At 36.0% G+C, this 18,271-nt stretch carries 17 protein-coding genes; 8 read left to right on the top strand and 9 right to left on the bottom strand.

From position 1 onward, the window contains the following. Positions 1-99: 99 nt before the first annotated feature. The 3 genes from dnaG to rpsU form a co-directional block, all read right to left on the bottom strand. Complete coding sequence (gene dnaG, locus KO527_RS08865) at positions 100-1,884, bottom strand: DNA primase (RefSeq protein WP_216039957.1); 1,785 nt, start codon at positions 1,882-1,884, stop codon at positions 100-102. A 189-nt stretch (positions 1,885-2,073) separates the two neighbouring features. Next, positions 2,074-2,520, bottom strand: coding sequence for a GatB/YqeY domain-containing protein (locus KO527_RS08860; RefSeq protein WP_216039956.1), 447 nt, complete (start codon positions 2,518-2,520; stop codon positions 2,074-2,076). A gap of 22 nt (positions 2,521-2,542) precedes the next feature. Then, positions 2,543-2,758: a 30S ribosomal protein S21 gene (gene rpsU / locus KO527_RS08855; RefSeq protein ID WP_042147013.1), complete on the bottom strand. Its 216-nt coding sequence runs from the start codon at positions 2,756-2,758 to the stop codon at positions 2,543-2,545. Positions 2,759-2,987: 229 nt separating this feature from the next. Between rpsU and tsaD the strand changes: the two genes are divergently transcribed. Beyond that, positions 2,988-4,013: a tRNA (adenosine(37)-N6)-threonylcarbamoyltransferase complex transferase subunit TsaD gene (gene tsaD / locus KO527_RS08850; RefSeq protein ID WP_216039955.1), complete on the top strand. Its 1,026-nt coding sequence runs from the start codon at positions 2,988-2,990 to the stop codon at positions 4,011-4,013. Between the two features lie 48 nt (positions 4,014-4,061). Here tsaD and plsY read toward each other — a convergent pair whose 3' ends face one another. Then, entirely contained in the window at positions 4,062-4,649 is a 588-nt protein-coding gene (gene plsY, locus KO527_RS08845; RefSeq protein WP_216039954.1) for a glycerol-3-phosphate 1-O-acyltransferase PlsY, read from the bottom strand. Positions 4,650-4,828: 179 nt separating this feature from the next. Here plsY and folB point away from each other — a divergent pair, with 179 nt between their 5' ends. The 4 genes from folB to KO527_RS08825 all read left to right on the top strand — a co-directional run bounded on the left by folB (position 4,829) and on the right by KO527_RS08825 (position 7,295). Further along, positions 4,829-5,194: a dihydroneopterin aldolase gene (gene folB / locus KO527_RS08840; RefSeq protein ID WP_216039953.1), complete on the top strand. Its 366-nt coding sequence runs from the start codon at positions 4,829-4,831 to the stop codon at positions 5,192-5,194. Between the two features lie 14 nt (positions 5,195-5,208). Further along, the gene (folK, locus tag KO527_RS08835) at positions 5,209-5,697 is read left to right on the top strand and encodes a 2-amino-4-hydroxy-6-hydroxymethyldihydropteridine diphosphokinase (RefSeq protein WP_216039952.1); all 489 of its coding nucleotides are present in this window, start codon (positions 5,209-5,211) and stop codon (positions 5,695-5,697) included. Further along, positions 5,694-6,512: an undecaprenyl-diphosphate phosphatase gene (locus KO527_RS08830; RefSeq protein ID WP_216039951.1), complete on the top strand. Its 819-nt coding sequence runs from the start codon at positions 5,694-5,696 to the stop codon at positions 6,510-6,512. Before folK ends, KO527_RS08830 begins: the two co-directional genes overlap by 4 nt. Positions 6,513-6,719: 207 nt before the next feature. Further along, positions 6,720-7,295, top strand: coding sequence for a hypothetical protein (locus tag KO527_RS08825; RefSeq protein ID WP_216039950.1), 576 nt, complete (start codon positions 6,720-6,722; stop codon positions 7,293-7,295). Here KO527_RS08825 and KO527_RS26255 read toward each other — a convergent pair. Next, the gene (locus tag KO527_RS26255) at positions 7,285-8,391 is read right to left on the bottom strand and encodes a tRNA nucleotidyltransferase (RefSeq protein WP_216039949.1); all 1,107 of its coding nucleotides are present in this window, start codon (positions 8,389-8,391) and stop codon (positions 7,285-7,287) included. The two genes, KO527_RS08825 and KO527_RS26255, sit on opposite strands and share 11 nt — an antisense overlap. A 213-nt stretch (positions 8,392-8,604) precedes the next feature. Here KO527_RS26255 and KO527_RS08815 point away from each other — a divergent pair, with 213 nt between their 5' ends. Both KO527_RS08815 and KO527_RS08810 read left to right on the top strand, forming a co-directional pair. Further along, positions 8,605-9,513 (top strand): AAA family ATPase, encoded by a 909-nt coding sequence (locus tag KO527_RS08815; RefSeq protein ID WP_216039948.1) that lies wholly within the window; start codon positions 8,605-8,607, stop codon positions 9,511-9,513. A 128-nt stretch (positions 9,514-9,641) separates the two neighbouring features. Continuing rightward, complete coding sequence (locus tag KO527_RS08810) at positions 9,642-10,544, top strand: general secretion pathway protein GspB (RefSeq protein WP_216039947.1); 903 nt, start codon at positions 9,642-9,644, stop codon at positions 10,542-10,544. 22 nt (positions 10,545-10,566) lie between these two features. On the opposite strand, the gene KO527_RS08805 is transcribed toward KO527_RS08810, so the two are convergent. The 3 genes from KO527_RS08805 to putA form a co-directional block, all read right to left on the bottom strand. Next, positions 10,567-11,736 (bottom strand): HD domain-containing phosphohydrolase, encoded by a 1,170-nt coding sequence (locus KO527_RS08805; protein WP_216039946.1) that lies wholly within the window; start codon positions 11,734-11,736, stop codon positions 10,567-10,569. Continuing rightward, positions 11,737-12,933, bottom strand: coding sequence for an HD-GYP domain-containing protein (locus KO527_RS08800; protein ID WP_216039945.1), 1,197 nt, complete (start codon positions 12,931-12,933; stop codon positions 11,737-11,739). Between the two features lie 165 nt (positions 12,934-13,098). Then, positions 13,099-16,899, bottom strand: a complete 3,801-nt coding sequence (gene putA, locus KO527_RS08795; protein ID WP_216039944.1) for a bifunctional proline dehydrogenase/L-glutamate gamma-semialdehyde dehydrogenase PutA — start codon at positions 16,897-16,899, stop codon at positions 13,099-13,101. A 140-nt stretch (positions 16,900-17,039) separates the two neighbouring features. On the opposite strand from putA, the gene KO527_RS08790 reads away from it, so the two are divergent. Further along, the gene (locus KO527_RS08790) at positions 17,040-17,525 is read left to right on the top strand and encodes a winged helix-turn-helix transcriptional regulator (RefSeq protein ID WP_042147046.1); all 486 of its coding nucleotides are present in this window, start codon (positions 17,040-17,042) and stop codon (positions 17,523-17,525) included. A 118-nt stretch (positions 17,526-17,643) separates the two neighbouring features. Here KO527_RS08790 and KO527_RS08785 read toward each other — a convergent pair whose 3' ends face one another. Next, on the bottom strand, positions 17,644-18,252 hold the full coding sequence (locus KO527_RS08785) for a TIGR04211 family SH3 domain-containing protein (protein WP_216039943.1): 609 nt from the start codon (positions 18,250-18,252) through the stop codon (positions 17,644-17,646). Positions 18,253-18,271: the final 19 nt, after the last annotated feature.

The raw sequence follows: 18,271 nt of genomic DNA, 5'->3' as shown, positions 1-18,271 counted from the left end.
GTTGATATGTCGCGCGCAAGTTTTAAATAATTTAAAAACAACAAGCGCAGGTGAATAGAACAGTATAACACAGGAAATTAATATCGGCTAGGCCTTAAATTAGTCTGCTGCTTGTTCTTTTTTCGAGTTAGCCATAGCTAAAACGAGTAATTGGTATTCTTGTCTTTCATCACTCGTTAGGCCTTGGGTCTTATCTTTTATTAATAGGGTCTCGGCGCGATGATTTAAACACTGATCTTCAATAAATTTAAAGGTATTTTGAAAATAAGCGACTAATGTTTCATCTCCTATCTGGTGTTGCCACGATGCAAGCTTAGTTAATGCACTATATTCGGGCGTATCTCTAAATAACTCTAAAATTTGACCTGTATTGATGCCGTTATTTTTTAGACTTAAAGATTGTAAGTTTTTAAACAGTGCAAGACCAGGCAGACCTAATTCAACAAGTTCTGGTAAATGCGGGATTTCACGCGCTAATTCTGGATGTTGTACGATTAAACCTATGGCGATACGCATAGGTGTCATTTTGAATTTCTTTTGCAATGTATTTTGTTGTCTTGGGTTATTGAGCTTTTGATTTAATTGCTCTTTAGTTCTGCCAATAAGACGTGCTAATTGCTCTAATAGGTTTTCTTGATAAAACTCACTTTTTACTTTTTCTATTAAAGGTAAAGCTAAGCTGAGTATTTTTGATTTTCCTGCATCGGTTGTTAGGTCGCATTCAATTGCTAACTTTTCAAATAGTACTTTTGTAAAATCTTGGGATTGGCTGAGTCGTTGCTCAAAATCTGATTTTCCTTCTTTTAGCACTAAAGAATCAGGGTCTTCACCATCAGGTAAAAAGGCAAACTTTAATTCTTTTCCGTCAGCTAAGTAGGGAAGTGCATTTTCAAGGGCGCGCCAAGCAGCATCACGGCCAGCCCTATCACCATCGTAACAACATATAACACGATCTGTCGTTCTAAAGAGGGTATGCATATGTTCAGGTGTAGTTGCTGTGCCTAATGATGCGACTGCATATTCAATGCCTTGCTCTGACAGAGCAACAACATCCATATAACCTTCAACGATTAGGATTTGTTCTAGTTTTTTATGTGCTTGTTTTGCTTCGTATAAACCATAAAGTTCAAATCCTTTATGGAAAATTCGTGTTTCTGGTGAGTTGAGATATTTAGGGCCGCTACTTTTATCATCACCATCACTTGGCATAATCCGACCACCAAAACCAATCACACGGCCACGTTTATCTTTAATCGGAAACATTAACCTGTCTCTGAAAAAATCAAATGATCTTCCTGGCGTTTTTTCTGAGGCTAATTTTAAATCTACCAGTTGCTGCTTTTGACTCGGATTGCGAGCAAATAGAGAACATAAACCATCCCATTCACTAGGTGCATACCCAATCAAATATTTTTTGACTGTTTCTCCGCTGAGTCCGCGACCTTTTACATATTCAATCACTTGACTTGAGTTTTTATGATGTTTTAGCTGATGACCATAGAAACGCGCAGCTTGAAGCATTAACTCATAATCCGAACGTTTTTGTTCAGAGCTTATTTTTGGTCCTTTTGAGTAATTATCTTGTTCTCTTGGGACTTCTAAATGCAATAAAGAGGCTAGCTCTTCAATGGCATCTACAAATTCTAGCTTCTCATATTCCATCATAAATGAAATGGCGTTGCCGTTGGCGCCACAACCAAAACAGTGATAAAACTGTTTATCTTGAGATACAGTAAAAGAGGGAGACTTTTCATTATGGAATGGACAACACGCCTGATAATCTTTACCAGATTTTTTAAGGCCGATAGAGGAATCAATTAAATCGACAATATCTGTTCGAGCTAATAAATCATCAATAAAATTACGAGGGATTTTTCCAGCCATAAATGTCTAAGCCATCAACTTTTAAGTAAGTAAATAAAGTGGGGGTGGTATTGTAAAGAATACCCAAAAATTGCAATTGGATCTATTCTTATCTATTTTTTGAAAGTGCTAACTATCATTTAAAGTATAGTAAAAATGAAAAAACCGAGCATAAGCTCGGTTTTTAGTAACAATTAATTATTTGCTACTTTATGCGGTTAATTTTTGCTTTATCAAACCAGAGATTTTGCCCATATCGGCACGACCTTCAGCTTGGCTTTTAATTAACCCCATTACTTTACCCATATCTTGCATACCTGCAGCATTACAATCAGTAATAGCAGTATCAATAAGTGAAAGAATTTCTTCTTCAGTTAAAGGTTTCGGTAAGAAACTTTCAAGTACACTTATTTCATTTGCTTCAATATCAGCTAAGTCTTGACGACCTGCTTCATGATACTGATCGTGGGCATCGCGACGTTGTTTAACCATTTTCACAATAATTGATGTTATTTCAGCATCATTTAAAGTTACTTTGTCATCAATTTCGCGTTGCTTGATTGCAGCAAGAGCCATACGTATTGTGCCAAGACGTAATTTGTCTTTGGCGCGCATAGCATCTTTCATTGCATCTTTTAGTGTTACTAATAAACTCATCTACAAGACTCTGGGAAAAGTTTTAGTATAATCTAACGCGACGTGCATTTTCGCGAGATAATTTTTTCATAAGACGTTTAACAGCTGCAGCTTTTTTACGCTTACGTTCTGCAGTTGGCTTTTCATAGTGCTCACGACGACGAACTTCTGAAAGGATACCTGCTTTTTCACATGAACGTTTAAAACGACGTAGTGCAACGTCAAACGGTTCGTTTTCTCTTACTTTGATTACTGGCATTAAAAATCACCTAATAGCTAATGAGATCAACTCATATACCGATCAATAATTGACCGTTTGGTTTAAAAATGGTGCGGTATTGTAATCCGAATCACCTTTTGATGTAAAGGTTAATTATAGTAAATATATTAATCACTGGCAAAATTGCGCTAAGTCAGTAAAATTGCGCTCTGATTTATGGCTTTTTTATAATTTTTTGCTCTTTAATGGGCGCTGGGAGTAACTAATAATGCGAATTTTAGGTATTGAATCGTCATGCGATGAAACAGGTATTGCTATTTATGACGATGAAAAAGGGTTATTAGCACACCAGTTGTACAGTCAAATTAAGGTACATGCAGATTATGGTGGTGTGGTGCCAGAATTAGCTTCGCGAGATCATATCCGTAAAGCGCTCCCTTTAATTGAAGCTGCATTTCAAGAAGCAAATTGTACCGCTGAAGATTTAGATGGCATTGCATTTACTGCGGGGCCTGGTCTTGTTGGCGCTATTTTAGTGGGATCTTCTATCGGTCGATCTTTAGCATTTGGTTGGGATATTCCTGCCGTTGCTGTTCATCATATGGAAGGGCATTTACTAGCGCCTATGCTTGAAGAGAGAAAACCTGACTTTCCTTTTGTTGCATTACTCGTATCTGGCGGCCATACATTATTGGTTGAAGTTAAAGGTATAGGGCAATACCAAATTTTAGGAGAGTCGGTTGATGATGCAGCTGGCGAAGCATTTGATAAAACAGCTAAATTATTAGGGTTAGATTATCCTGGTGGTCCGTTATTGGCTAAAATGGCAGAACAAGGTGAAAATAAAAAGTTTGTATTTCCACGTCCTATGACGTCAAAACCTGGGCTGGATTTTAGTTTCAGTGGTTTAAAAACAGCCACAGCCATTACGATTCGTGAGCAAGGCGGTGTTGAAGGCTGTAGTGAGCAAACGAAAGCCGATATTGCCCATGCTTTTCAAACTGCTGTTGTTGATACCCTTGCTATTAAATGTAAACGTGCATTAAAACAAACTGGTATTAAGCGATTAGTGATTGCCGGTGGTGTAAGCGCAAATAAAGATTTACGAGAAAAATTTGAACGCATGATGCAAGGTATGCAGGGAGAAGTGTTTTATCCTAGAACTGAATTTTGTACTGATAATGGCGCTATGATAGCGTATGCAGGAATGCAAAGGTTAAAAGCAAAGCAATATGCACCTATGGATATGAAAGCACACCCTAGATGGCCTATTGATTCATTACCTCCAATCTAATTTAATAATAAATATTATTAGCGGGTTTAAATTTGCTCGCTAAATAAATTATATTTTTTTATCTTTTACTTTTGGCTCTTCACCTTTAAGCAAACGTACAATATTTTCGTGATGTCTAAAAATAATGAGTACACTTAACATGAGCACTGGTACTGTATATAAAGGTTTTATAAACCAAGTATAAATAGGTGCGATGGCAACCGTTAATAATGCTGCAAGTGACGAATATCCAGTAAGCCACACTATTAATACCCAAGTTAAAATTAGTAAACCAGCCAGAGATAAACCGATAGGTAACATAGTACCAAAAGCGGTCGCGACTGCTTTACCGCCTTTAAAACCAAAAAATATCGGATACATATGACCTAAGCAGGCAGCAATTCCGATAAAACCTAAATATATGGGTTCCACCTTTAAAAAATAAGCGCCCCAAACAGGCACAGTGCCTTTGAGTATATCAAAAGTCATTACAAGTACAGCGGGAAACTTACCGCCTAAACGGTATATATTTGTTGCGCCCGGATTTTTTGAGCCAAAATGTCTCGGATCGGGTAATCGAAAAATTTTGCTGATCAAGATTGCAGATGAGATAGATCCCAAAAGGTATGCAAATATGAACATCAATCCAGCTATCACTGTAATCCTTATATTTTAATTAGTAAAATTGGGCTATCATCTGCCGCTTATTTATTTGTTTGGCGCAAGGGTACGGAAAATTTTCGAAAAAAGGTATCCGACCAGCTAAGTTTAGCGCAAATACACGCAAATAACCTAATTAGAGAATTACCACATTATATTCTAAGAGTATGCCATATATGGATAAAGTATTTATAAGCCAATTACATGTTGATACCATAATTGGTGTTTACGACTTTGAAAAAGAAACAAAACAAAGTTTGTTTTTTGATATTGAAATGTTGACGGATATTCGTGCAGCAGCTAATTCTGATGATATTAATGATACGGTTGATTATGCAGTTGTAAGTGAACGCATTATTAAACATGTCACAGCTAAACCTGTAGAACTATTAGAAACACTCGTTGAGCAAATTGCTGAATTTATTTTATCTGACTTTAATGTGAGTGAAGTAAAGGTTAGGGTCAGTAAACCCGCAGCGGTTAAAGAAGCAAATACTGTGGGTGTTGAAATCATTCGTACAGTAAATAATACGCGTAATTAAGGTAAGTAAAGTTAATGGCAAACATATTTATCAGTATTGGTTCTAATGTGGATAAAGAATTAAATATTGTAAATTCAATAAAAACATTGAAAACGCATTTTCCTGATTTGATTTGCTCTGCTGTTTTTGAAAGTGAATCGATTGGTTTTGATGGTCATAATTTTTATAATTTAGTTGCTGGCGCCAATACGGATATGTCATTAAATGATGTGTGTTCATTGTTAAAGCAAATAGAGCGAGATAATGGACGTTTACCATCGGATAAAAAATTCAGCCCAAGAACGCTTGATTTGGATTTATTATTTTTTGATGATGTTGTTTGTGATAGTCCTGCGCAATTACCAAGAGATGAGATCACTAAAAACGCCTTTGTTTTATGGCCATTAGCCGATATCGCAGCTGAATTTATACATCCAATTAATAATTTGCCAATAAAAGATATTTGGCAAAAATATGATAAAACGCAACAAAAACTATGGAAAGTGGAGTTATCTTTTAAATGAGTATTATCGAAATAATCGTATTGGCCTTGATCCAAGGTTTCACTGAATTTTTACCAATATCGAGCTCAGCGCATTTATTATTACCTTCACAAGTTTTAGGTTGGCAAGATCAAGGTTTAGCATTTGATATTGCAGTTCATGTAGGTACATTGATTGCCGTCATTATGTACTTTAAAAAAGAAGTGGTAGATATTCTTAGTGCTTGGTTTAAGTCTTTAGGCAGCATCGATACAATGAAAACGAAGTCTACTGATGATAGTAAACTAGGGTGGTGGATTATACTCGGTACAATTCCTGCGGCATTAATCGGTTATTTAGCGAAAGATTTTGTAGAGCTTTATCTGCGTAATGCTTGGGTTGTCGCAATCACAACTATCGTTTTTGGTTTATTGCTTTGGTACGCAGATGTAAAAGGTAAACAAACAAAAACAATTTATCAATTAAATTGGAAATCAGCTTTAATTTTAGGTTTTTCTCAGGCTATAGCGGCTGTTTTTCCGGGGACTTCTCGTTCAGGGATCACAATTACAGCAGGTTTGATGCTAGGTTTAAATAAGCAAAGTGCAGCGCGTTTTTCATTTTTATTAGCGATACCAATTATTTCAATGATGGGTTTATATTACACATTGGAGCTGGCTTTAAGTAATGAAGCGGTTGATTGGGCGACTTTAGGTTTAGGTACATTATTATCTTTTATCTCAGCGTATGCCTGTATTTATTTATTTTTAAAAATAATAGAGCGTATGGGAATGATGCCATTTGTCATTTATCGTTTATTATTAGGTATAGGATTATTTATATTTTTACTTTATTAATACCAACCATAATAAATATGTGAACAATCTAAATGGTTTAAATATGCAATAGCTGCGTTGCTTTCAATCCCAATAGCCAGCTATTGCTCAATCAAGCGCCTTGCTCTTGAAAATTTATCCTAATTTATATTAGCTCACCGATTTAATAGAATTGGTATAATCAGCCACTTCAACTTGATGTGGCTTGTTATAACTAAAGGACAAGCTATGAAATACTTATTGCTGCTAATAACACTGTTATCATTTTTTATGGGGCTAGGGTGTAGTCACAACCCTAATGATTTAAAAGAGAAAAGAGTAGTCGCAGTAAGTAATCCTCAAATACCAATATCACGACAAACAGAGCTCACTTGGTATGCGGATTTTAAAATATATACAGGGACGCAAAGTCCAACAGAACTACAAAAATCTGAAAAATCGGAATTTACGCAATTAATAAAACATAAGATTGAACAAGAAATTATAGGCAAAGGTTTTAATTTTAGCCTTGCTCCTGGTTTAGAAGAAACACAATATCAAGTTGTCGCATTAGCTGTTGCTGATGATAACTTTACAAGTTCTGAGTACTTAGAGTTGTTCCAGCTTTTTCCTGAGCTAAGCAGCGATAGTGATTTAAAACAAGGTACATTAATTGTCGCTATAGTTGATCCCATACAAAGGAAAGCTGCATGGCGAGGCTCTATTCAACTATATTTAGAGCCAAGCTTAGATAAAAACATTCGTAAAAAACGTATTTCAACGTCAGTAGCTAAACTATTAAAAAGTTTAAAGCCTAATGATTAGCTAAAAATTTTTCTAATAAATGTAACTTTTCAGCCATAATTGCTTTGCCAATTTCAGGGCCTTTAATGCCTTGTTCAACAAATTGCTTAGCAGTTACAGCGGCAGCAATTTTATATGATTTTTCTAATGTCTCACATTTGATTTGTGTAAATAATGCATTACCTTGCAGAGATTTTATTAATCGCTCAAAGCGGTCATGTCGTCGCCAAATATCTACTTTATTAAATAACGCAAGCATTTCACTACCAGTAAGATTATCAGCTTTTAATAAGTCAGCTTGATGGCTGTGCTTTAAAAGTATTAATTCTTTATATTGGTTTGGCAGCTTTAAATCAGCAATTAATTGTTTAACTTGCTCTTGAGATAAAAAATCAGCGAGTTGGCTAAATAGAATATCGCTGTCAACTTCTGTATTAACTAATCGTTGGCTTAATAATTCATTTTTTGTATTAGAAAATAGGGCATTGAGGGATGGTGCAATGCAGTTTAACGCTTTGATAGTATCTAGGACTTTTAAGAAAGTAAAAAAATTGCCATCAGATAATGATTTATCAAATTCCATCCATACTCGCTCTGGTGTCAGTGTATTAAGTTCACCACATGTAACCATATTAGCCATTAAGGCCATGGTTTCTTCTGCTATGGTAAAACCAAGATATTGATAGCGAGCAGCAAAGCGGGCAACACGTAAAACACGTAATGGGTCTTCACTAAATGCGCTAGATACATGGCGTAGTATTTTATTGTTGAGATCAGCTTTGCCATTATAAGGGTCGATTATTACCCCTGTTTCATCTTGTGCAATAGCATTTACTGTGAGATCGCGTCTAATTAAATCTTCTTCAAGTGTGATATTAGGATTAAAATCACATATAAAACCGGTATAGCCACTTCCTTGTTTTTTTTCTGTTCGTGCTAAAGCGTGTTCATCCTTGGTTTTTGGATGTAAAAATACCGGAAAGTCTTTACCGACTTGTGTAAATCCTTGATGTTTCATTTGAGCAATTGTCGCGCCAATCACCACATAATCACGTTCTTTAATTGTTCGATTCAATAATGCATCACGTACAGCACCACCTACTAAGTATATTTTCATTTTTAAATTTAAACTTGTCAGTAATCACGTTATTTTATCAGATTATAAATTGATTGTTTTAGTTTATGGGTAATATAGAAACCATAAAATATCATGTGATTTTCCTTATTTGGTACTAAAAGCCGTTTAATTTATGTTTTATTGTATTTTTGTGAGCTGATTTTTGTCATTATAGTGTGGTTTTATGTTGTATATTTTGCAGTGAGGTTATTTGTGTATTTAAGCTTTTTTGGTTTAGAAGAAAAACCGTTTTCTATTGCCCCTAATCCAGAATACTTATTTTTAAGTGATAGACATAAAGAAGCTTTAGCGCATTTAACATTTGGCTTAGGTGATGCGGGAGGTTTTGTTTTGTTAACCGGTGAGGTTGGCACAGGTAAAACAACTGTTACTCGATGTATGCTTGAAGAACTGCCTGATACCACGCAGGTAGCCTTTGTATTAAACCCATCTTTGTCTGAGTTGGAGCTGCTTGCAAGTATTTGTGATGAGCTTCGCATTAGATATAAAAAATCTGATGCAAGTTTAAAAAATTTAACAGATAAAATTAAGAATAGACTGTTGAAAAACCATCAATCGGGTGGTCATACTATGTTGATTATTGACGAAGCACAGCATCTTTCACCTGCAGTATTAGAACAGTTAAGACTATTAACAAATTTAGAAACCAACCATAAAAAGCTATTGCAAATCATTCTAGTTGGTCAGCCGGAATTACAACAATTATTAAAACGTAATGAATTACGCCAATTAGCACAAAGGATCACTGCGAGATATCACCTTTTACCTTTAACTGAGGCGCAGGTATTTGCTTACATTCAACATAGATTACATAAAGCGGGTACTGACGCTCCTATATTTGCAACTAATTCAATTAAATTGATCCATCAGCTTACAGCAGGGATCCCGAGGTTAATTAACTTATTATGTGATAGGGCACTGATGGGCGCATTTGCTAATCAGCAGCAATACGTTAATAAACTCATAGTGAAACAAGCCGCAACAGAAGTGCTGCCTTTACAACCAGAGCAAGAGCCAAGTAAAATCACCTCTCCAGTAATGCTATCTATGGCTGCATTATTGTGCATTACAACGGGTTTTGCTTTGTCATTTATTTTTTAAAAAGATCTGCTGCGTATCTCTATAAAGATCACTACGTGGTATGTATTACAAATTAATGCCCTTTTTCAAAGTTGAATAAGAGGCTAACAAATCCTGTTTTTACAGGAATTGAATTAGGATAGGATTTCATGTCATATTTATTAGATGCATTAAAGCAGTCAGAGCAAGGTGAAGTGAGCCGAGCTGCGCAAAATGCAAAAGACACAAGCCAAAATTATTCACAGCAAAAAGATTTGAATTTTTACCGTAAATTGGCTTTTTCATTAATAGCTGTATTGGCTTTTGTAGTTATTTTATCTGTTGGTTTTATGGCCGGAAGATGGTTTCAAGAGTCAAAAGTTCCTACATCTAATATTGTAAAACAAGACTCTGTTGAAGCGATTAATGAAACATTAGTGACAAAACCACAGGCCCAGACAGTGACTATGCCTGTGCAAACAGCGCCAGTTATTGTTCAGCAAACTATGCCAACACAATATCAATTAGTGCCAGTACAAAATAATTTTAATGGTCAAGCTTATCAGCCTATTGTCCAAAATGCGTATCCTAATAATCAAAAATTGCAGGTTGAAAATACACAACAAACACAGATTGATTACAGTAAATATAAAGTCGTTGGTAAGCCGATTGAGCAACTTTCTACAAACGTAAACAGTGCGCAAACTAATAGTGATAATAATGAAATCGCGAAATTACCAGACTCGTTGAAAACTGCATTTGCGAGGGCTGTTGCAGCAACCCAAGAAAATGATAGCTATGAAGTAACAACAGCAACCAAAGACTCAGCAATGGCGCAGCCAATTCAGTTATTGCCTGATGTAATACAAAGTTTAATTCCTGAAATTACTTATCAAGCTCATATTTATGCAACTGATGCTAGCAGACGTTGGATAAAATTAAATAATAAGGAATTGTATGAGGGAGATAGTTTAGGGCCTATAAAAATATTAGAGATAGCCCCTGAAATGACTTTAATGAGTATTGAGGGATATCGCTTTAGTATGTCAGCTATGGATGATTGGTTACTTTAAGCTTTATATACTATAAATAAACTTATATATATTGCTCTAACGCAAGTTTGTTATCGCTTTTATTTATGGTCGCTTCAATAGCATCTTCAATAAACTCTGCGGATAAATCAATATCAGATGCTTCTATATGATGGTTAAAGCGTGCATTAAAAAAACAGTGCACAATAGGTGAGCTTGCTGTATCGAGTTTAAACTCTTTTACATAACCGATTTTTCCAGTTTTGAGTTTGACTAAACTGCCAGCGACATACACACCACTACTTTTAATGATGGCTTGCAATAAATCGGGATCAAAAAACTCGGGTGATTGAGTCATTAAATATTGATATGCCGAAGTAGAGCCTCTGGGCTTATTACCTTCGAAACCGCTAATTATAGTATCTAACTCATCGATAATCGCAAAAAGCTTTGAAATTTTAGGTAAAGATGAGACATCTAAATTATTAGGATAACCACTGCCATTTAACCGCTCCATTTGTTGATAACATAACTTTAAAGTTAACTTGGGTGCGCCTCCGCTTATTTTTAAAATTTGCATTGTTAATTTAACATGTTGTTGCCGTTGAATATTCATTTCTTTAGTGAATGAATTAGAGGTTCTTTGTAGCTTTGTTGGTAGTAATAATTTCCCTAGATCATGAACTAAGCCAGCTAATACAATTGGGATAGACTCTGAAAAATTAACTTTTTGAAAAACCATATGCTGAGCAAGCATCACAGCCACTCTGATATTATGTTCTATTAGTGAGTTTGTATGGGTATTCACTCTAATCAAGCAGAGCAAGCAGTGTGGATGATTGGCAACTGACTTTAAAATTGCCTCAGACATTTTTTCAAGAGCTAAAATATCAATAGGTATATTATTTAATACGCGTTCTTGAGTATCGCCGAGTGTTGCTATTAGTCTTTGTTGTATTTTTTTTGCAGGTATTAGCTCTTGTTCAAATGAGATCTTATGTTTTCTTTTTTTTAACTTTTCGTCTGGTTTTTTAAGTGTTTTTTTTTCTTTTTGTTGTCGGTCTACATCTATAACAACTTCAATCACTCCTTCTCTTTTAAGCTCCGCGATAGCCTTTTTATCTTTCACCCAGCCTGTTTTTATTATTTTTACTTGGCTAAGTTGCTTAGATACTTTTTCTACATAAGAACCAATAGTGAGTTTAGTAATAGATACTTTTTTAAGATTATCCATTTAATTTAAAAATACGGTTTTAAAAAAGTGCATTAATTCGATATTAAAATCTTCTGGTTTTACTGAGTTTTCGATTTCATCCGTGCAGCTTTTTTTGGATAAATCAATATCTTTCACTTCTGTATGGTGATGGTGTTTTGCACTATAAAATAATTTAACGCATGGCTTCAAAGGGTTTTGGAAGTTACTTTTAGATACAATACCTAGTTTTTGACTGGTTAATTTAACTAAAGTACCCACTGGATGAACTCCGATACATGCAATAAATTTATTTAAGAGTACTTCGTCAAAACAGGCTGGAGTGTCTTTTTTTAATATTTTAAATGCTTTGATTGGCGGCATATCATTTTTATAAACACGTTTGGCTGTGAGCGCATCATATACATCCACAATTGAAATCATGCGTACATACTGGCTGATTTCATCTCCTTTTAAACCATATGGGTAGCCATTACCATCAAGTCGCTCATGATGGTAACCAGCGATTTCTACAGCGATCCCTGATAATCCAGCCTCCTCGAGGGTTTCTTTGCTATAGAGGGCGTGATTTTTCATTTCATCAAATTCGCTATCGGTGAATTTTCCTGGTTTATTTAAAATTTCATCTTCAATTTTTATTTTTCCGATATCATGCAGCAAAGCACCCGTTGCTAGCTCATGAATTATTTCACGGTCTAGATGAAGGTGTTTGGCGAAAATTGTCATTAATACAGATACATTGATAGAGTGCTCTAAAAGATAAGCATCTTTTTCTCGAATACGGGTAATGCAAGCAAGTGCATCTTGATTACGAAATACTGAATCAATAAAACTATTGGCGACCTCTTTAAAAGGTGCTATTTCAACCTTTCTACCTGCTTTTATACTTTTAAACGCTTTTGTTTGTAGATCTTTGGCTTCTTTATAAAGTTTTTTAGCTTTGTTAATCTCTTTATCTAGGCTAACACTTGCATATGTTGGATCATAAGGTGCTTCATTTATCGGTTCTTCCACTTCAGTTTGATTATTTGTTTTTTCAATAATCGTTTTACTTGAATCAATCTCGACTTCAAGAATACCTGCTTTTATCAAATTATTAATGCTTGATTGTGTGCGTACCCAACCTTGATTTTTAACTTGAACACTGCCATTTTGCTTAGTCACATTATTGACAAACATTCCGGGTTGTAATTGATCTATCGATAGTTTCTGTAACATAAAGATTTGAAGAGCCAAAGCGCAGTAGATAGATTAAAACTAGCAAAATATAAGGGATAATTCCAATTTTAAAACTGAAATTTAAAAGGTGGGAAGTTTAAAAATAATGTTAGCGAAGGGAGAACTCCCTTCGCTAAATTTTCATAAGATAACTGAGATTAAGGTTTAATCTTCTTCAGTTAAAGTCATTAGAGAAGTATTGCCACCTGAGGCCGTTGTATCGATACTTACAGTTTTTTCAGTTACTAAACGATTAATTAACGTATCATAATACTCAGAACTGATCACAGGTAGAATCGCGCCACTGCGTGCAGCTAACTGCTCACTAACAAACCCTTTACGCTCACAACCGCTGCCTATCACTGAACCAGCCAATTTAGGATGTGCAAGAAGTGATTGTAAGTGACTTAATTTAGTTACTTGCAGTACACCTTCAGCAACACCAGTCGAAATTAATTTATCTCTAAATGCCAGAGCTTCGTCATGGAATAAGTCAGAAACGACTGTGATCACTGTATTACCCGTAGCAAGTGCTGTAACGATAGATAACACCCAAAAATTAAATGACGTATCTTTATCTGCGTAACATGCAACACAGCCGCGAGGCTCAAGGTAAAGCATATTAGATTCGCCAGTTGGTCCTGGTAAAACAGTTGCTTTGGCTAAGCGTTTTTCAATGTTGTTTAATTGCGTGCGCGCATCAGATAACGTCAGTGCTAAATCATCGGCTAATTCATTTACAATTTCAACAGTTGCTACTTTTGCAAGTAGTTGACGTATTGCTGAAATACGATCATTAAGCGGTGCCATGCGCCATAAATTTTCTACTTTCATTGCATTTGTGAGTAGTTTATTTACTTGCTCTTGCGCTGCAGGTAAATTAGACATTTCAGTATCTGTCGCTTTAACACTTGTTGACTGAATGCTTATTGGTGATGTTTTTTCGGCTACTAAGCGTGTTAAGTAGTTTGGACCACCAGCTTTAGGGCCAGTTCCAGATAGACCGCGACCACCAAATGGTTGTACACCAACAACAGCGCCAATCATATTACGATTAATGTAAACATTACCGGCACGAGACATTTTAGCTAAGTAATTTGCGCGTTCTTCAATACGAGTATGAATACCCATAGTTAAGCCAAAACCTGTGGCATTAACTTGGTTTATAACATTTTCTAAATCAGAGCCTTTAAAACGTATTACATGAACACATGGGCCAAATACTTCTTTTGTTAGTACTGATAAGTCACTGATTTCGTATAAACGAGGTGCAAAGAAGAAATTGCCTGTATCACCCATCTCTGGCGTTTTACATTCATAATGTAAAGTAGAGCGACCTTTAAGGTACTCAACGTGATCATTTAATGCATCAAATGCTTTTTGATCGATAACGGGACCAACATCTGTTGAAAGCATTGCTGGGTTACCAATATGTAGTTCTTGAAGCGCGCCTTTGATCATTGTAATTACTTTATCAGCAATTTCTTCCTGAACAAACAATACTCTTAATGCTGAACAACGTTGACCTGCACTTTGAAAACCAGATGAAATCACATCATCAACAACTTGCTCAGGTAAAGCGGTAGAATCGACGATCATACAGTTTTGACCACCAGTTTCAGCAATTAATGGCACTTGATCGCCACCACGCTCAGCCAGTGTTTGAGAGATACGAGTTCCCGTTTCTGTCGAACCTGTGAACATTACTGCTTTAACACGGGTATCAGGCACAATCACTTGACCTACTTTGCTACCGCGGGCAATAACTGCTTGTACTACGTTTTCAGGTAGGCCAACAGTTTTCATTAATTCAATAGTACGAAGTGCTACTAAGCTTGTTTGCTCTGCTGGTTTAGCAATTACTGTATTACCAGTCACAATCGCTGCAGCAACTTGACCTAAGAAAATAGCTAGAGGGAAGTTCCATGGGCTGATACATAAAATCACACCACGTGCTTCAAAGCGATCATCTTTTGCTAGCTCTTCGGCGCGAGCTGCATAATAACGACAGAAATCTACTGCTTCACGTACTTCATCAATACCATCTTGTGGGATTTTACCCGCTTCTTTAATACAGATAGCAATTAGCTCATCGCGATGACGCTCTAAAATATCAGCTGTACGGCGTAATAACTCGGCTCTTTTTGCTATCGGTGTCGCAGACCAATCAGTATAAGCGGCTTCTGAATTAACAATAAGCTGCTTCATTTGTGCTTCATCGTGATGAGTTAAGTGGCCAATAATCTCATCATGATTTGCAGGGTTTAAAACCGCATGTGCACCTTCTGGTACATCAGATTTACTAATTTGATTTTCAGTGAACCACTTATCAAGATTTTCTTTGAAAGGTGAAATGTGGTTGATATCAGTTAAATCCATGCCTTTTGAGTTATCACGCTCTTCACCAAATATCTCAATCGGTAGTGCGATTTGTGTATTGGCTTTATTTTTAAGAGACTGTGTTTTTTCTACCGGATCATGCAATAAAGTTTCAACTGGCTGTGTTTCATCAACAATCGCATTGACAAATGACGAGTTAGCACCATTTTCAAGTAAACGACGTACTAAGTATGCTAATAAGTCTTCATGCTGACCTACTGGTGCGTATATACGACATTGCACTTTATCTTCAGCAATAATTTGCTTGAATAAAGACTCGCCCATACCGTGTAAACACTGGAATTCAAAGTTAGAATGATTGTCACCAGCCATTTCTAAAATCGTTGTTGCTGAGTATGCGTTGTGCGTTGCAAATTGAGGAAAAATTACATCACGTGCATTCATTAACTTAATGGCACAGGCTTTGTAAGATACATCTGTAGATGCTTTACGTGTAAATACGGGGAAGTTTTCTAAACCATCTTGTTGAGATGTTTTAATTTCTGTATCCCAATATGCGCCTTTTACTAAGCGCACCATCATTTTACGGCCAGCTTTGTGTGCTAAGTTTACTAACCAATCAATTACAAAAGTAGCGCGTTTTTGGTATGCCTGAACAGCTAAACCAAAACCATTCCAGTCACCTAAATCATTATCTGAAAAAACAGCTTCAATGATATCTAAAGAGATATCTAAACGGTCAGCTTCTTCGGCATCAACTGTAAAACCTATATCATAGCTTTTAGCTACGAGTGCTAATTCTTTTACTTTAGGAATTAATTCTTCTACAACACGCTCAGAATGGCTAAATTCATAACGAGGATGAAGTGCAGATAATTTAATTGAAATACCAGGGCTTTTTATTGGGCCACGACCATTTGCTGCTTTACCAATAACATGAATCGCATTCATGTAGCTTTGGAAATAACGCTCAGCATCCGTCATAGTACGAGCGCCTTCGCCTAACATATCGTAAGAGTAGGCATAACCATTTTTTTCTTTTTCAACAGCGCGCTCTAAGGCTTCGTCAATATTACGGCCCATTACAAACTGTTTACCCATGATTTTCATCGCAACACGTACAGAACGACGAATAACAGGCTCACCTAAACGGCCTATGGTTTTTTTCAATAAGCCAAATTGCTCTTCTTTGCTTTTATCTGAGTAATCTACAACTTTACCTGTTACTAATAGGCCCCAAGATGACGCATTTACGAATATAGAGTCGCTATTGCCTAAGTGAGAACTCCAGTCACCACCTGATAATTTATCGCGGATCAAAGCATCTTGTGTATCGCTATCTGGCACACGTAATAAAGCTTCAGCTAAACACATCAGTACGATGCCTTCTTCAGAAGACAGTGAAAATTCAATTAGTAAAGCATCAACACCACCTTGGCCTTGTTGATCTTCACGAATATTAACAACTAGTTGACGCGCGCGTTCCCATGCTCGGCTTCTTGCTGATACACCTACTTCAGCTAATGGTAAAATATGATCTATTACTTTATCTTCATCAATGCGATAAAAATCGCGGATCTTTTGACGAATTTCGCAATCTGTTTTTAAGTTGCCGTTAAATAACATGGGATGACCCTCTAAAATTCGGTATATATTATCAATTGGTGAGCATTTTATAGAAATGGCCGCAGGATGTGCTGGCGAATTTTGCCAATATCCGCTATTTTAGTGGGTATTGATTTAATTTAACCGCAGATTATGCTGATATGTCTATTTCTATTAAAACTCGTGTACTAGATCGAATCGATTTAGCAATTTTAGATGCTTTACAGAAAAATGGTCGAATTTCGAACGTAAATTTAGCAGAGCAAGTGAATTTAAGTCCAAGTCCTTGTTTAGATCGCGTAAAGAAGCTAGAAGCTGATGGCTATATTGAGGGTTATTTTGCCAAGCTAAACGCAGAGAAACTAAATCAAAGCTTAGTATCTCATGTACAAGTGACACTTGAGAAATCAACAACAGAAGTATTTACAGAGTTTAGAAAACATATTTTTGCGATACCGCAAGTAGTAGCGTGCGACATGGTGGCCGGAGGTTATGATTATTTACTTAAAATAAGAGTTGCAGATATGGCGCAGTATAGAGAAGTTTTAGGTGATTTAGTTGATATACCTGGCGTTTCAACCCATCACACATACATGGTAATTGAAAATATCAAGCATGATGATGGTGTAGTAGTACAAGAGTCTTAATTACAGTGTGAGATAACATAGGCCGAAAGTTCAGTGCGTTAATCGTTTTGATGTGGATAGATGTTTTAAGTTAGCGAGACTCTGTTGTACTCGCTAACCCTATTTTATGCTGAATAGCTTATGCCCAACCGCTGCGTTTACGACGTGACAACATTAAAGTAAGCAAAATACCGATAAACAAACCGGTAAACGCAATACCACCACCATAAAGTAATAGTTGTTGTTTTTCTTTTTCATTAGCGGCTTGTGTTGAATTTGATTGCTGCTCTATTTTATCATTCAGTGTTTTTATTTGTTGTTTTAAATCTGTATTCTCAGTTAATAAAAGGGCACTTTGTTGTTGTAGCTTAGGTAGTTGAATCTGTGCTTCTCTTAAATCATTTTGTGCAATTGTCATTATTTGCGTTAATTCTTGATTTTTAAAAGCCAATCCTGGAATTTTAGAGATATAACGTTTATCAACCCAACCCGTTCGGCCTTTAGTATCTTTTACTTTTGTGAAACCAGAGTCATCATCCTGCTCTAAAAAATCAAGTTCAGTGCCCGCATTAACAGAGCCTAATATTCTAAAGTTTTTACCAGCACCTGCATGCATATATATATAAAGGCTATCAGTAATATATACTTTTTTAGCATCAGTTTGTTCTGTATTGGTTATATTGTCTTCGGCAACAACATGGGAGGCAAAGCTAAGCAATGCGATGACAAAAATGAATGGTTTTAACATATTGAGCCTTTGATTATTT

Origin of the sequence: Pseudoalteromonas sp. C2R02, assembly GCF_018860845.1 — a bacterium.
Taxonomy (GTDB): domain Bacteria; phylum Pseudomonadota; class Gammaproteobacteria; order Enterobacterales; family Alteromonadaceae; genus Pseudoalteromonas.
Note: the sequence above shows the minus strand (reverse complement) of the source record. Positions and strands in the feature narration are given on the sequence as shown.

Coding starts and splice junctions, on each gene's coding strand:
- dnaG (WP_216039957.1), bottom strand. CDS start 1,884: ATGGCTGGAAAAATCCCTCGTAATTTTATTGATGATTTATTAGCTCGA.
- KO527_RS08785 (WP_216039943.1), bottom strand. CDS start 18,252: ATGTTAAAACCATTCATTTTTGTCATCGCATTGCTTAGCTTTGCCTCC.
- putA (WP_216039944.1), bottom strand. CDS start 16,899: ATGTTATTTAACGGCAACTTAAAAACAGATTGCGAAATTCGTCAAAAG.
- folB (WP_216039953.1), top strand. CDS start 4,829: ATGGATAAAGTATTTATAAGCCAATTACATGTTGATACCATAATTGGT.
- KO527_RS08830 (WP_216039951.1), top strand. CDS start 5,694: ATGAGTATTATCGAAATAATCGTATTGGCCTTGATCCAAGGTTTCACT.
- KO527_RS08790 (WP_042147046.1), top strand. CDS start 17,040: ATGTCTATTTCTATTAAAACTCGTGTACTAGATCGAATCGATTTAGCA.
- KO527_RS08860 (WP_216039956.1), bottom strand. CDS start 2,520: ATGAGTTTATTAGTAACACTAAAAGATGCAATGAAAGATGCTATGCGC.
- KO527_RS08810 (WP_216039947.1), top strand. CDS start 9,642: ATGTCATATTTATTAGATGCATTAAAGCAGTCAGAGCAAGGTGAAGTG.
- rpsU (WP_042147013.1), bottom strand. CDS start 2,758: ATGCCAGTAATCAAAGTAAGAGAAAACGAACCGTTTGACGTTGCACTA.
- KO527_RS08825 (WP_216039950.1), top strand. CDS start 6,720: ATGAAATACTTATTGCTGCTAATAACACTGTTATCATTTTTTATGGGG.
- KO527_RS08800 (WP_216039945.1), bottom strand. CDS start 12,933: ATGTTACAGAAACTATCGATAGATCAATTACAACCCGGAATGTTTGTC.
- KO527_RS26255 (WP_216039949.1), bottom strand. CDS start 8,391: ATGAAAATATACTTAGTAGGTGGTGCTGTACGTGATGCATTATTGAAT.
- KO527_RS08805 (WP_216039946.1), bottom strand. CDS start 11,736: ATGGATAATCTTAAAAAAGTATCTATTACTAAACTCACTATTGGTTCT.
- tsaD (WP_216039955.1), top strand. CDS start 2,988: ATGCGAATTTTAGGTATTGAATCGTCATGCGATGAAACAGGTATTGCT.
- folK (WP_216039952.1), top strand. CDS start 5,209: ATGGCAAACATATTTATCAGTATTGGTTCTAATGTGGATAAAGAATTA.